This window comes from Paenibacillus sp. FSL H8-0034, assembly GCF_038000305.1.
Classification (GTDB): Bacteria; Bacillota; Bacilli; order Paenibacillales; family NBRC-103111; genus Paenibacillus_S.
Map to the genome: position 1 here is coordinate 1,232,526 of NZ_JBBOBS010000001.1, position 13,202 is coordinate 1,245,727.

Consider the following 13,202-nt stretch of genomic DNA (forward strand, 5'->3'; position numbering starts at 1 on the left):
TTAATCTTCGAATGATTTGTTGACTTGCTTGCGATACGTATGCGGAGTCATCCCCATTTTGCTTTTGAACGATTTGACAAAATAAGCACTGCTGTTGAAGCCGGTCTGTTGTCCAACCTGGGCGATCGTCAAATCGGTGGTAGAGAGGAGCAGACGGGACTCGCGCAAGCGGTGGGCCAGTACGTATTGGCTCAACGTACAGCCGGTTTCCTTACTAAACAAATGGGATGCATAGTAGGGGGATAAGTGCAGGCTTTCCGCCAAACGATCCAGCGAAAACTCCTCTTGAAAATGCTCCTCGATCCATGCCATCATCTGCTCGACATGCCGGCTGTTGGTTCGGAGCGAACCGTCTGATGCATGCTTCTGTCCGGCTTCGGCGAGCTTGCGGAGTTCACGCAGCAGGGTGAAGAGAAATAGCACGACCTCTTCGGTTTGCTGCAAGCTCGGACAGGAATTAAGACTTGTATGGAAATCCTGAAGCAGCTGACTGAGCAGCATTTGATCCTCGGGATTAAGCTGAAAAACCTGCTGATCCAGTCTTGCCTTCCAAATTTTATGGAAAAAAGCGTGCAGAGCGGGAAAAGCTGCCGCATAGCGCTCAAACAAAAAAGGATCAAACACCAATACGGACCGAATATAAGGCGATTCCTGGGAAATATTCATTTTGAACTTGTGCAGTTGGTAAGGCTGGCACATCAGTAATGTACCGGCCGATACCGAATGCAGCTTTTGATCAAAGATAAGGTGACCATTGCCTTCATGTACATATAGGAATTCGATGCCTTGGTGGGAATGAATCTGCTCCCAATCTCCTTCTTGGGTGATCCGACGATAATGGAATATATAGTTGCTTTCCTGAAATTTCGGCTTAGGTTCCACCATTTGACTCATGTATCCACCTCTTTCCTTCCACAAGGCTGGTAGTCAGCTTCCATCAGACTAGCCCTTGATAGCACCGATCAAAGCGCCTTTGATGAAATACTTTTGCAGAAATGGGTAAATTAACAGGATCGGTAAGGTTGCGACCATGATGGAAGCGTATTTGATCGTTTCTCCGATCTGTAATAATTCGTTAACAGCGCCGCTGGATATCGTATCTGTCGAATCGGCAATCAACAGCTCACGCAGCACAAGCTGGAGAGGATACAGCCCGCGATCCTTCAAAAAAATCGAAGCATAAAACCATGCATTCCAGCGGTCTACCCCAGAGTATAAAGTAACTACGGCAATGACAGGCATGGAGAGAGGAATAATGATTCGCAGCAGAATCGTCAAGTGGTGAGCACCGTCGATTTTGGCGGATTCCTCCAACGTTTCGGGCAGAGCTTGAAAGGCTGTTCGCATAATGATCAAATGAAAGGTGTTCATGGCAAAAGGCAGGACCACAGCCCACAACGAATTGATGAGACCGGTTTGCTTCACGATCAGGTAGAGCGGAATCAAGCCGCCGTTAAAGAACATGGTGAAGATAATAAAAAATATAAAAAACTTGTTCCACAGCACGTTTCTTCTCGACATCACAAATGCTGCTGAGGTTGTCAGTGCCACATTCAATACAACCCCGGCGCCGACGACAAACAACGTGTTGATGTAGCCTTTAAACAAGGCTTGATTGGCAAGAACCTTCTCATAGCCGCCGAGGTTAAAGCCAAGAGGCTTCCAGAGCAGGCCCTGATGAGCAATTAACTGGCTTCCGTCACTTACGGATGCGAAAGCGACATACAGCAGGGGATACAAAGTCAGAACTGCCAGAATAGAAAGCAATATTGTAACGATGCAGCTAAAGAATTTATCTGAGAGACGCGAAGTGTTCATAGGTACCACCTTTACCATAAGCTGTTCTTGCTCCATTTGCGGCTGAGATAATTCGCGCCCACCAGAAGAAGCAGATTGAACGCCGAATTGAATAGTCCCACCGCGGAGCTGAATCCCCAGTTCGCTTCAAGCAGTCCTTTGCGGTATACCGAGGTCGATATCACATCGGCTGTTTCGTAGATCACAGGATTATATAACAAAATAATTTTTTCATAACCAACATTCAGCATATTGCCGATACGAAGAATCAGCATAATCATAATCGTGGGCATCAGCCCGGGAAGCGTAATATGCCACATTTGTCTGAGCCGGCTTGCACCGTCGATTCTGGCTGCCTCGTACTGCTCCTGATCGATCCCGGTTAAAGCGGCCATGTAAATAATCGATTCCCAGCCGATCTTCTGCCAAATTTCCGATAATACGTAGATTGACCGAAATAACTCCGGCTTTTGCAGCAACGCTTGTCCATCCGTACCTGTGACAAAGGTGTAGGCGAGATTGACGAGACCTCCGCTGCCGGTAAAATCCTTAACGATCCCGCAAATGACAACAAGCGAGATGAAATAAGGCATGTAAGCAATCGTCTGCACCATATTTTTAAAGCGACGGTTCCGCACCTCGTTAAGCAGCAAGGCGAGCAGAATTGGAGCCGGAAATTCGAACAGCAGTGTATTCAAGCTGAGGAGCAGCGTGTTGGTAAGCAGCCTCCAGAAATAATAGCTGGAAAAGAACGCTTGAAAATGCTCCATGCCCGCCCATTCGCTTCCCCAGATGCCCTTCACCGGAGAAAAGTTTTTGAAGGCAATGATCGCACCGTACATGGGCATGTAATGAAAGACAACGTAATATGCGATGATAGGGAGCATGAGCAGGTACAAATATTTATTGTGTAAGAAGTCCTTGGCATACTTCGAAGCGCCAGGTTTTCGTTTGTGTTGAGTCGACATGGCTTGGGGGGCGGCGTTCCGGCGCATAGGTACACCCTTTCTCATATAAAAAATGATAGACGGGGCTCATAAATCGGTCGCCCCGTCACTGGTATTACTTATCTTTTGTTGTATTGGTCATAAGCTTTTTGCGTGATTTGAATCGCTTTGTCCAAATTCACAGATTTCAGCTTGGCCAGATGGCTGTCAAAGGAATCAACAGGTAACGTGCCAAGAATGATTTTGAGCGAGGTCTCATCCACCAGCGTATTCACATCCGACATGATTTTGGAATACTCACCGGAATCAGCAAGCGAGATCGTCACCGGAGGCAGTGCATACTTATCGTTGTCACTCTTCCATACCGTCAAGGCATCCTTCTGCTGAGGCATAGCGTAGAACTGCTCGATAAACCGTTTATCCTGAATGAAAGGTCCGGTACCCGCAGCGCGGATGTATAAGCCCATAGCTTGGGATGGTGCAAGCTTATCCGGATTTTTCAACAATAGATCGGTGTATTTAGGATAGCCGTTCTCCAGATTGTAGCTTAAGCCCGCAGTTCCGAAGTTAAAGAAGTTGTACCCTTCCTCACTGTAGGCATAGTCAAGAAATTTGACGGCAAGCTCCGGATTTTTGGCTTTGGCTGAAATGGCAGCCGATGAAGCACCCGAGTAAGAAAATTCTTTTTGTCCGAACTTCGGTGTGTCGCCTTTTTTCAGCACTGGATATGGAGCGGGTACCAGATTAGCATTCGGTTCCTTGGCAGTCAATATCGGTCCCCATTTGCCGATCCCGCCGCCTGCTCCACCGATAGTAGCGCCCGTGGCTCCAGAGGTAACAGCCGCGTCCAGCGATTTGGTATCGGCTGTCGTAAAGTTCTTGTCGAGCAGCCCTTCCTCGTACCATTGATGCATCGTGGTCAGAAATTCCTTATATCCTGGCTCCGCCGGTCCATATTTGACCTGACCGTTATCGACATAGAAGTTTTTCACAACCCCATATGCTCCTACAAAAGAGCCGTTAATCAGACTTTCAAGCGCTCTAGGCTTTCCTTTGATAGAAAGAGGAGCTGCAACGCCTTTCTTTTCCTTGAACGCCTTCAGCACATCATGCCATTCATCGATAGTCGTTGGAGTCTGCAGTCCCAGCTCATCGAGCCAATCCTTACGAATAACGGGTCCTTCCGTTGTTTTGACCAAATCGTCCTTGCGAATAAAAGGGAACACATAATAGCTGCCGCTGTCCGTTTTGACCATCTTGTCGACATCCGGGTTATCTTTGAGGTACTTTTTCAAATTCGGAGCATGCTTATCGATCAAGTCATTCAGCTTTAATATATATCCATCATTAATCATCTTCTCCGGACCGCCAGGTGCGCCCGTCAGCCAGTTGTACTCAACCACATCGGGAAGATCGCCTGAGGCCAGCATCAAATTAAAGGCTTCCTTGGACTGTCCATTAGGGATTTCTGTAATATTCAACGTCACCCCGGTATTTTTCTGCCAATCCTGAAAGAAAGGAACATCCTTTAAGGTTGATTTAAGCCCCAAAAACGATGCGTTCATTTCGATCCAATAGCTTAGCGTTTCTTTCGTCTGGATCGGGTACTTAGTCGGTTCGGCATTGGTCTGAGCGGCTTGACCAGCAGGCTGTGCTGGCGACTGTGCGCATGCGGACAACAGTCCGAGAATAAGGGTACCGGCTAAGGGGGCTTTTAATAATTGCAATTGTTTGTTCATTTCAGGTCTTGGCTCCTCTTTAATAGTTGGAATTTTTTATATGTTGTTAAAAATTGATATAACTATTTTTAGATTTTGTTGCCTCGTCAACGGATGATGTGATGAGAATAGGGTAGATCATAACCTACCAAAGAAGAAACTTCTTCTTCGTATTTAGCTAAAAAAAGGAAATTATGGTTAGGAAATGAGACCTATTTTTCAAAATTCGTCATTTTTCCTTATAATATTATATCAAATCCGAGTTGTAAAGTCGGAAAAGATGGTAGCGCAATATTATTATACTATATAGCAATATTGTTATGTCTTTGATTGATATAATACAAGAAACAGGTTACAGTCCAGCTGTACGGAGTCTATGGACATGATGAACATGAATATTACGAACACTAAAAGTCTGGTGAATAATGAGCGGAGCGGCCAAATGGTCCTGTAGAAGCGTTAGCGCTCGCCTTTGTTTACGTACTTTTACCGCTAAATCTCTTATAAAATTAAAAAATACGGAAACAACAGCGATCGGAAGGATATTTGGCCGCGCAGTGGGACTTATTCACAGGACTTTTAATAAAAGGAGGAACACCCTTTGAAATATGCATTTAACTCAGCTTCTTGTCCCAACCTGACATTGGACGAGATGATGGCGGCAGCACAGGCTTATGGGTATCAGGGATTAGAGCTGCGCAGCGGAACAGGGCATCGGCATGGGGCAGAGCTGAGTGCAAGTCAATCAGTAAGAAATGAGCTCAGGAAGCACGCGGCGGATTCGGAAATAGAGCTTTGCTGCCTCGGCATTTCCAATATCTATTCACAACCGGAGAACGTTGAGGCCCAGATCGATGAAACGAAAAGCTATATCAAGCTGGCCCATGATTTGGGGATTCCTTATGTCAGAGTATTCTGCGGAAGAATTCCGCCTGAAGGTACACGGGAGGTGTCCCGGCACAGCATTATCGAAGCATTCCGCACTCTTGGACCATATGCCCGGACTCATGGGGTAACGATTGTTGCTGAAACTCATGACCACTGGTCGGACCCACGTGTGATGGCGGATATTATGCGTGAAGTGAACGATTTGAATGTGGCGGCAGCTTGGGACGTTATTCATACGGAGCGTGAGGGATTGACTGGACCGGATTCTGTTATCGACAGCTTGGGGCCATGGATACGGCATGTGCATTTTCATGACGGGTTGAAACGACTGGACCGTTTGCATTACGCACCGCTCGGAACGGGTGAATTTGATCAGCTGCGAATTGCAAAAGCTTTATTGAAATTAGGTTATGAAGGCTATGTGAGCGGGGAATGGTACAATTGGGAGCCTTATGATATTCATCTCCCCCGCGAGCTTGCAGCCTGGAAACGATATGTAGCCTTAGCGATGAAAGGTGGAGACGAGGATGGCTTTTAAAATAGTAACGATAGGCTGCGGCAGCATTGCACTGCGAGGCCATGGACCCGCCTACCGGAAATACGCCGAATCGAATCCCGATGTGGAGCTGGCGGCTTGCGTAGATATAGATGGAGATAAAGCGGAGGCATTCCGCGATCAATTCGGCTTTCAAAGAGCTTATACGGATATGGATACAGCGCTGGAAAAGGAGAAGCCCGATGCGGTCTGCCTTGTCGTCCCTTATCAGCTGACTGCTCAGCTGGCTGTAGCCATACTGGAGAAAGGCTATCCGCTGCTGATGGAGAAGCCGCCAGGAATGACCAGACAGGAGACCTTACGGATGATCCAGGCGGCTGAGCTTAGCGGAGCGCCTCATCAGGTGGCCTGGAACCGCAGATACATGCCCGTCGTGGCCTATGCGAAGCAGTGGTTATCCCGCGAGCTGTCGCCGGGCAGTCTCCATAATATACGGTACGATCTCAATCGTGTTAACCGTATTGGCTCTAATGCTTCCATGACGATGGTACACGGCATTGATATGGTCAAATATTTGGCTGACTCCGACTATAAGCAAGTGCGTATTCGTTATCAGCCGTTCAGTCATCAAGGTGCCACCGAATCTAATATTCATTTGGATTGCGAATTTGAATCGGGCGTATGGGCACAAATTCAATATCGCCCTTTATCCGGCAGTGTGCTTGAGCGTGTCGTCATTGATGCCGTGAACCATACGATGCACCTTCATCTTCCTTTTTGGTCTTCGCCCGATGCTCCCGGCAAGCTGATTCATATGGTCAACAACGAAATCAAAGCCGAGCTCGGCAATGTGGAGCTCGGCAGAAGCGAAGAAATGTTCATTGTAAACGGCTTTTATTCAGAGAATGCGTTGTTCTTTAATGATATTCGTGCAGGGCGCAAGCCTGGTGATACTTTGAAATCAGCCATACAAGCCGTTGAAATCTCCGAGGCGATCCGAATGGGGCGGGAGCTGTATGTTTACGGCGAAGCCTAAAAGTGCGGTGTACAAGTTCCGCTGCGCGGGAACACCTCTCTATTCATAGCTGAAGATGCCAGATCCCTGCGCATTCAGGCAGATGGGTTAGCTTGTGCTCGATCACCTGTTCAGCCAAGGCATCACCAAAGAAAAATCGCGTTAGCCGTTCTGCCTGCTGCCAATGATCAAATGTATAATCGGTTCTCATCCATTGGTGAGCAAACCCGTAATCCTTTTCCAGCATGGCATAATAAGGCTGCAGGAAATCAGGGGCGGTTGGCGTCTCTGAGCCTGTGCCTAAGGTTTCGATAATAACGGCGGTTCCATCAGGTCGGAGAACACGTCGTATTTCGCTCATCACCTGATGAATATTTTGCTGCCAGTTGGCATCGTTCGTGCTTCCCAAGTAACAAATACTCCAGCCGGATACGATCAAATCGGCACTTTGATCAGCCAGTGGAAGTCTGCGATGGTCAGCAGCTTGTGTGCGCCAGTTGGTTAATCCGGCTTGCTCCAGTCTGTCCGCGGCAATGCGCAGCATAGCTTCCGAGGCGTCAAGAGCAATGATCGATTTGGCTTTCGCTGCTAGCTCTACCGTTAACCGTCCTGTTCCAGCACCAAGGTCTACGATATCGAGACCGCAGCAGGGGCGCAGCTCTTCAATCCTTCCCATTAAATCTGCTTGCTTTGAGATGAGCTCGTGGTAGATGTCGGCTTCCTGTTGATAAATAGTTGTGTGATCAGGCATTGCTGTATCCTCCTTGTATCGATCCAATGAATGTGAACAACTCAATCGTACAAGTTAACGTAACGTCAAGGTCAACACCTTTCCATATATTTGTCCAATGTCAGTCAAGAGCCCGCAGAACGTTTGAACCGATAGGGGCTTATGCCCACGTGTTTTTTAAACAGCTGACAAAAATAAGGGAAATTTCCGAGGCCAATCATCTGTCCGATAACCTGTACACTCAAGTCGCTTGTTTGCAGCAGCCAGCAGGCTTGACGAATCCGGCGTGCGGTTAAATATTCGGTGATGGTTGTGCCGATCGTCTGTCTGAATACGGCAGATGCGTGATTAGGCGATAAGTGAACTGCTTTGGCTAATACCTTTAGTTGAAATTCCTCCATATAATGCTCCTCAACCCATTCCATAATCTGCTCGGATGCCGTTGACTTAGGTCTGGCTGCAGGCTCGGTATGCCGATCAGTCACTGCCTGCCCCTTCAAATAATGCAGCAGGGCCACCAAAAAAAACATTTGTTCCTCCAACCGCAGCTCACCTTGTACAGTATGTGCAATACGATCTCGATACTGATTCAACAGCGGCACAATCGTTTGCTGCGGAAGCCCGCTAAAAATTTGCGGCTCCAGCGGGTCTTTCCATAAACGTTGAAAATATAATTGAAGACTCGCAAACGGGCTTAAGTAGGAATCCAGTACAGAGGGCTCGAATACAAATAGTGAGCGTATATAAGGCGCTTCCGGTTGAATATCCATTTGGATACGATGCAGCTGAAAAGGTCTGAAGCACATCAGACTGCCCGGAGCCAGCTCAATAATTTGTTGATTGACAATGACGCGCCCGTGTCCCTCGTGAACATACAAAAGCTCCATGCCCTGATGGGCGTGATAAATATCTACAAATTCGTAAGTTCGGTCTTTGGCAAAAGATAACTGGACCGGATACTGGTTCAGATTCATATAGTTCATTATTTTCAAGGGGCAGCCTCCTGCAAGCTTTCTAGAAGAAGCGTTCTTCAACGGACTTTGGTTGCTATTTAATCGTAATATAACAACATTTTATCATAAGGATGCCAAACATTCCGGTGCTATTTTTTGTTAAGGTTATTAAGTAGAAGCAGAACGTGCCTGAGCATAAATAAACAACTGGGAGTGAATGGCTTGATTAAGCATCGATTGATCGACAATTGGCAGCATCACCGTGGAAGTCTGGGTGGTCCCTGGGAAGTATGGAGACAGGACAAGCTGCAAAATCACTATAACGTGCCCTGGCATGAAGTTGAGCTGCCGCATACCTATAACGGTTTGGACGTATTGGATCCAGACGGTAAATACTATCAGGGACAAGGCTGGTACAGGACACTTCTGAAGCTAAACAATCCCTATCCGCAGGGACGGACGCTGCTGCATTTTGAAGGAGCAGGCCAGCGCTCTGATGTGTATGTCTATACGAAAAAGGTTGGCTCTCATCTGGGTGGCTATGATGAATTTACAATTGACATTACAGAGGCTGCCGAGGAAGCACTTAAGCTGGAGCGTTATCATGGGGTTACGCCGATAGCAATTGCTTGTGATAACAGCCGCGACCTGGAAACGATACCATCAGATGCGAGCGATTTTAATCTGTATGGGGGTATTTACCGCTATCTGAATGTAGTCTATGTTCCGGCGATTTCCTTGGAGCGACTGCATATCGAGACATCGCTGTCAGCAGATTTGGAAAGCTGTCAAATTGCTGTTCGTGCTTCCTTATATAACCCGCTTCAACGGAATGAAGAACTGGAGCTGGTCATTCGTTTGCATGGACCCGATGGGCGGGAAATGGATGAGTTTACGGTTCAAACCCAGACATGGCAGGGAATGAAGCAGCTTGCTTCGTATGAGATTGCCGCGCCTTCTCTCTGGACGCCTGCCGAGCCTCACTTGTACAGCTGTACCGTTGAGCTAAAAAATGGACAGATCCAACAGATGAATACAAGCAGTCAAACCAGCATTACAGAACGCTTTGGCGTTCGCAGCTTCGAATTTGTCAAGCAAGGCCCGTTCAAGCTGAATGGTGAGCGGTTACTGCTGCGCGGTACACATCGTCACGAGGACCATGCAGGGATTGGACCTGCCATGACAGAGGTCATGATCCGTACGGAAATGCAGCTGATCAAGGATATGGGAGCTAACTTTATCCGGCTTGGGCATTACCAGCAATCCCGTATTGTGCTCGATTTATGTGATGAGCTGGGGATTCTGGTATGGGAGGAAATTCCTTGGTGCCGGGGTGGTCTGGGTGGTGAGCAATACCGTCAACAGTGCAGGGACATGCTGAGCGCCATGATTGAGCAGCATTACAATCATCCTTCCGTTATTTTATGGGGGCTTGGCAATGAGAACGACTGGGAGTGCGATTTTGATTATTTTGATCAGGAAGAAATTCGCGGGTTTATGCAAGAGCTCCACGACCTGTCGCATAAGCTTGATCCAAGCCGCCTGACAGCAATTCGCCGTTGTGAATTTTGCAAAGACATTATTGATGTGTATTCCCCTTCAATCTGGGCCGGATGGTACCGTGGCATTTATACAGATTATGAAGAAAGCAGCAGACAAGCCTTTGAAAATGTCGATGCGTTTTTCCATATGGAATGGGGCGCGGACAATCTGGCGACACGCCACGTGGAGAAAACCTTCACAGGCTTTGAGTTTATCGGGCAGGGTGGCGGCAATACCGATGAGCGCGACGGTGACTATTTGCTGACAGGTGGAGAGCCCCGTGTATCGCGTGACGGTGATTGGTCGGAAACCTATTTCTGCGAGATGATCGATTGGTATTTAAAATCGCAGGAGCATATGGACTGGCTGACAGGTACTGCACAGTGGTCCTTCAAGGATTTTGCGACTCCGGTACGTCCGGATTCACCGATTCCGTATTTGAATATGAAGGGTATCGTCGAACGGGATTTCACAAAAAAAGACGCCTACTACGTCTACCAATCGTATTGGACGGATCAGCCGATGGTGCGGATCGAAGGTCATACAATGCCGGTTCGCTGGGGCAGTCAGGATGAAATCAAGCGAATCAAGGTGTACTCCAACTGCTCGGAAGCCGAGCTGTTCCTGAACGGAATCAGCCTTGGAGTTAAACAGCGCGATTCACGTAATTTTCCTGCTGCCGGACTTCGCTGGGATACGGTGCTGCAGCCGGGGATCAACCAGGTGAAGGTGGTAGGGACGAAGAACGACGTGACCGTGACGGATGAGCTGTCATTCGAATACCAGACGCAGAGCTGGGGAGCTCCGGCTGAACTGAAATTAAGCGCACAGGTTCAAAAGGATGGACTCGTGCTTGCCGAGGTACTGGCGTATGATGCTCAAGGCGTTTTATGTTTGGATGCGACCAACTTTATCCGCTTCGGGCTGACCGGTGATGGCAAGCTGATCGACCATCAGGGCACGGTTCGAGGCTCCAGCCTGATCCAGCTTGCCAACGGTCGCGCCCGGATCTTGATCGATCCGGTTGGCGGGGCTGCTGCTAATGTGCAAATTAGCGGCTTCGTATCGGCAAGCGGTCCTGCATCCGGGGGAGCCGGAACAGCAGCGCCTGTGACAGCGGGTCTGACTACTGGCGGAGTCAACGATGGTATCATCGATGATAGTCAGGCGCCAATAACGGGTGCTTCGGTTCGCAGGTCTGCATCCGTCGTGAGTGTGGCAAGTGAAGGACTATCTACCGTATTTATCACTATTTAATAAATCTGCCGTGCCTTAACGGCTGCTTCATAGCACGGACAATTCCATTCCAATTTCAGGAGGATGAACAGGATGAATTCACCGGAATCAACAACTTTTTTGCAAGCTGATACTTTGCAGGAAGCCTTGCCGCAATTATGGGAAGCACTACAGCTTAAGGTAGACCGTATGATTGAACAAATTGGCAGCAAGTCGCCGCATGTGGCGACCCGGGATTCAGGTATTTATGACGATATGCGTCACGATTGGTGGACTTCCGGCTTCTGGCCGGGAATTCTGTGGATTATGTATGAAATGACAGGCAAAGAGCATTACAAGCAAGCGGCTTGGGGCTGGGATGAGAAGTTTGAGCAGAAGTCGATTCAGGTGAGTAACTTTCATCATGATGTGGGCTTTCAATATTTGCCGACTGCCGTTATCAAGTACAAGCTGACCGGAGATGAAGAGGGTAAACGCAGGGGATTGGCGGCTGCGAATTTCCTGGCAGGCCGTTTTAATATGGCAGGCAATTTCCTGCGGGCATGGAATCAGGATAAAACCGGCTGGTCGATTGTCGACTCCTCGATGAATCTGTCGATTTTGTTCTGGGCAGCCGAAGAGATTGCCGACCCGCGGTTTACGCATATTGCCAAGGCTCATGCTGACACCGTCGCGAATCATTTCATTCGTCCCGACGGTTCAGTGAACCACATTGTCAGCTTCGATCCGCTGACAGGGGAAGTCATCGAGTCGCTTGGCGGCCAAGGCGCCGGTCCCGACTCGGCCTGGAGCCGTGGCGCCGCATGGGCGCTGCACGGCATGGCGAACACGTATCGCTATACGGGCGATACGAAGTATTTGCACGCGGCACAGCGCGTCGCGCATTACTTCCTTTCCATGCTGCCGGACGACCACGTCGCGCATTGGGACTTCCGCGCGGCAGAGTCGCTTGACGCTGAGCCGCGTGACACCTCGGCGGCCTCCTGCGCCGCCTCGGGCCTGCTTGAGCTGGCCGCTGCGCTGCCTCCGGTACAGGGGAATCCGTACCGCAAGGCCGCTGAGCGCATCCTGCTCTCGCTGACGCAAAACTACGCCACGTGGGATCGTCCCGAGCACGAGGCGATTCTGCTGGCCGGCACCGGCCACAAGCCGGCCAACTCCAACGTCGACGTCTCCCTCATCTATGGAGACTACTATTACGTCGAAGCGTTGGCCAAGCTGCTTGGCTGGAAAACGCGGATTTTCTAAAAGCATAGGCACTTTCCAAGTCAAGTCCTGTTACGATGCAAAACATCGTTACAAACCGAAGAACAGCCAAATAGGCTTGCAGTACGATGAAAAACATCGTAACAGGACGATATGGAGCCTCAAATGTGCGGAAAGCTCGCTGTAACGATGAAAAACATCGTTAGAAGCATCCGAACGGGGTTGTATTCCTTGTAGCGATGTTTTTCATCGTTATGAACCCCGTCTGTGGTAGAAAGGGAGGTGGAGCATGCAAATTGTGCTAAAGAGAACTGAGAAGCTGAAAATCAGCACCAGTGTGTTGCTTTTTGCACATGCAGCCTCACTATCCGAAAAGCTGTCGAGCATTGATTATATGGAAGCTCCGATAAAGTAGAATAAAATAAACTCCGGCTGACCGATTGGGTTCACCCCGCTCCTTCCATCAAGGAAGAAGCGGGGTTTTCGTGTGACCTGCTTTTCGTCCGCAAAGTATAAGCTAATGATTCCCAGCGGCTTGTAACCTGCAAGGAAAATCGTTAAACTAGGAAATGATTATCATTATCATCATTAAGCTTCAAGTGCAGGTATAAGGGTTCCATAATCATACAAGTTTCTTTCTCGTATTTGCTCCTTAATCGCGATTTTTTAATATA

At 48.5% G+C, this 13,202-nt stretch carries 11 protein-coding genes; 5 read left to right on the top strand and 6 right to left on the bottom strand.

Going from position 1 to position 13,202, the window contains the following annotated elements; genetic code table 11:
• The 4 genes from NST47_RS05605 to NST47_RS05620 form a co-directional block, all read right to left on the bottom strand.
• Entirely contained in the window at positions 1-894 is an 894-nt protein-coding gene (locus NST47_RS05605; protein WP_341154250.1) for an AraC family transcriptional regulator, read from the bottom strand.
• A 48-nt stretch (positions 895-942) separates the two neighbouring features.
• Entirely contained in the window at positions 943-1,818 is an 876-nt protein-coding gene (locus NST47_RS05610) for a carbohydrate ABC transporter permease (RefSeq protein ID WP_341154251.1), read from the bottom strand.
• A gap of 11 nt (positions 1,819-1,829) precedes the next feature.
• The gene (locus tag NST47_RS05615) at positions 1,830-2,765 is read right to left on the bottom strand and encodes an ABC transporter permease (RefSeq protein ID WP_341159610.1); all 936 of its coding nucleotides are present in this window, start codon (positions 2,763-2,765) and stop codon (positions 1,830-1,832) included.
• Positions 2,766-2,863: 98 nt separating this feature from the next.
• The gene (locus NST47_RS05620) at positions 2,864-4,483 is read right to left on the bottom strand and encodes an extracellular solute-binding protein (RefSeq protein WP_341154252.1); all 1,620 of its coding nucleotides are present in this window, start codon (positions 4,481-4,483) and stop codon (positions 2,864-2,866) included.
• Positions 4,484-5,063: 580 nt separating this feature from the next.
• On the opposite strand from NST47_RS05620, the gene NST47_RS05625 reads away from it, so the two are divergent.
• Together NST47_RS05625 and NST47_RS05630 are read left to right on the top strand one after the other, a co-directional pair.
• Complete coding sequence (locus tag NST47_RS05625) at positions 5,064-5,888, top strand: sugar phosphate isomerase/epimerase family protein (RefSeq protein WP_341154253.1); 825 nt, start codon at positions 5,064-5,066, stop codon at positions 5,886-5,888.
• Positions 5,878-6,882, top strand: coding sequence for a Gfo/Idh/MocA family protein (locus NST47_RS05630; RefSeq protein ID WP_341154254.1), 1,005 nt, complete (start codon positions 5,878-5,880; stop codon positions 6,880-6,882). The genes NST47_RS05625 and NST47_RS05630 overlap by 11 nt, the downstream gene beginning before the upstream one ends.
• Positions 6,883-6,925: 43 nt before the next feature.
• On the opposite strand, the gene NST47_RS05635 is transcribed toward NST47_RS05630, so the two are convergent.
• Positions 6,926-7,612: a class I SAM-dependent methyltransferase gene (locus NST47_RS05635; protein WP_341154255.1), complete on the bottom strand. Its 687-nt coding sequence runs from the start codon at positions 7,610-7,612 to the stop codon at positions 6,926-6,928.
• Positions 7,613-7,716: 104 nt separating this feature from the next.
• Positions 7,717-8,574, bottom strand: coding sequence for an AraC family transcriptional regulator (locus NST47_RS05640; protein WP_341159611.1), 858 nt, complete (start codon positions 8,572-8,574; stop codon positions 7,717-7,719).
• A gap of 192 nt (positions 8,575-8,766) precedes the next feature.
• On the opposite strand from NST47_RS05640, the gene NST47_RS05645 reads away from it, so the two are divergent.
• From NST47_RS05645 to NST47_RS05655, 3 genes are all read left to right on the top strand, one after another.
• A complete protein-coding gene (locus tag NST47_RS05645; protein WP_445667353.1) occupies positions 8,767-11,343 on the top strand; it encodes a glycoside hydrolase family 2 TIM barrel-domain containing protein in 2,577 nt (858 codons plus the stop codon).
• Positions 11,344-11,415: 72 nt separating this feature from the next.
• Positions 11,416-12,570 (top strand): glycoside hydrolase family 88 protein, encoded by a 1,155-nt coding sequence (locus NST47_RS05650; RefSeq protein WP_341154257.1) that lies wholly within the window; start codon positions 11,416-11,418, stop codon positions 12,568-12,570.
• A gap of 247 nt (positions 12,571-12,817) precedes the next feature.
• Positions 12,818-12,943, top strand: a complete 126-nt coding sequence (locus NST47_RS05655; protein ID WP_341154258.1) for a hypothetical protein — start codon at positions 12,818-12,820, stop codon at positions 12,941-12,943.
• Positions 12,944-13,202 lie beyond the last annotated feature (259 nt).

What these genes read in the sequence shown, in the direction of transcription:
- NST47_RS05605 (WP_341154250.1), bottom strand. Translation starts at nt 894, where the DNA reads ATGAGTCAAATGGTGGAACCTAAGCCGAAATTTCAGGAAAGCAACTAT.
- NST47_RS05610 (WP_341154251.1), bottom strand. Translation starts at nt 1,818, where the DNA reads ATGAACACTTCGCGTCTCTCAGATAAATTCTTTAGCTGCATCGTTACA.
- NST47_RS05615 (WP_341159610.1), bottom strand. Translation starts at nt 2,765, where the DNA reads ATGTCGACTCAACACAAACGAAAACCTGGCGCTTCGAAGTATGCCAAG.
- NST47_RS05620 (WP_341154252.1), bottom strand. Translation starts at nt 4,483, where the DNA reads ATGAACAAACAATTGCAATTATTAAAAGCCCCCTTAGCCGGTACCCTT.
- NST47_RS05630 (WP_341154254.1), top strand. Translation starts at nt 5,878, where the DNA reads ATGGCTTTTAAAATAGTAACGATAGGCTGCGGCAGCATTGCACTGCGA.
- NST47_RS05635 (WP_341154255.1), bottom strand. Translation starts at nt 7,612, where the DNA reads ATGCCTGATCACACAACTATTTATCAACAGGAAGCCGACATCTACCAC.
- NST47_RS05640 (WP_341159611.1), bottom strand. Translation starts at nt 8,574, where the DNA reads ATGAACTATATGAATCTGAACCAGTATCCGGTCCAGTTATCTTTTGCC.
- NST47_RS05650 (WP_341154257.1), top strand. Translation starts at nt 11,416, where the DNA reads ATGAATTCACCGGAATCAACAACTTTTTTGCAAGCTGATACTTTGCAG.
- NST47_RS05655 (WP_341154258.1), top strand. Translation starts at nt 12,818, where the DNA reads ATGCAAATTGTGCTAAAGAGAACTGAGAAGCTGAAAATCAGCACCAGT.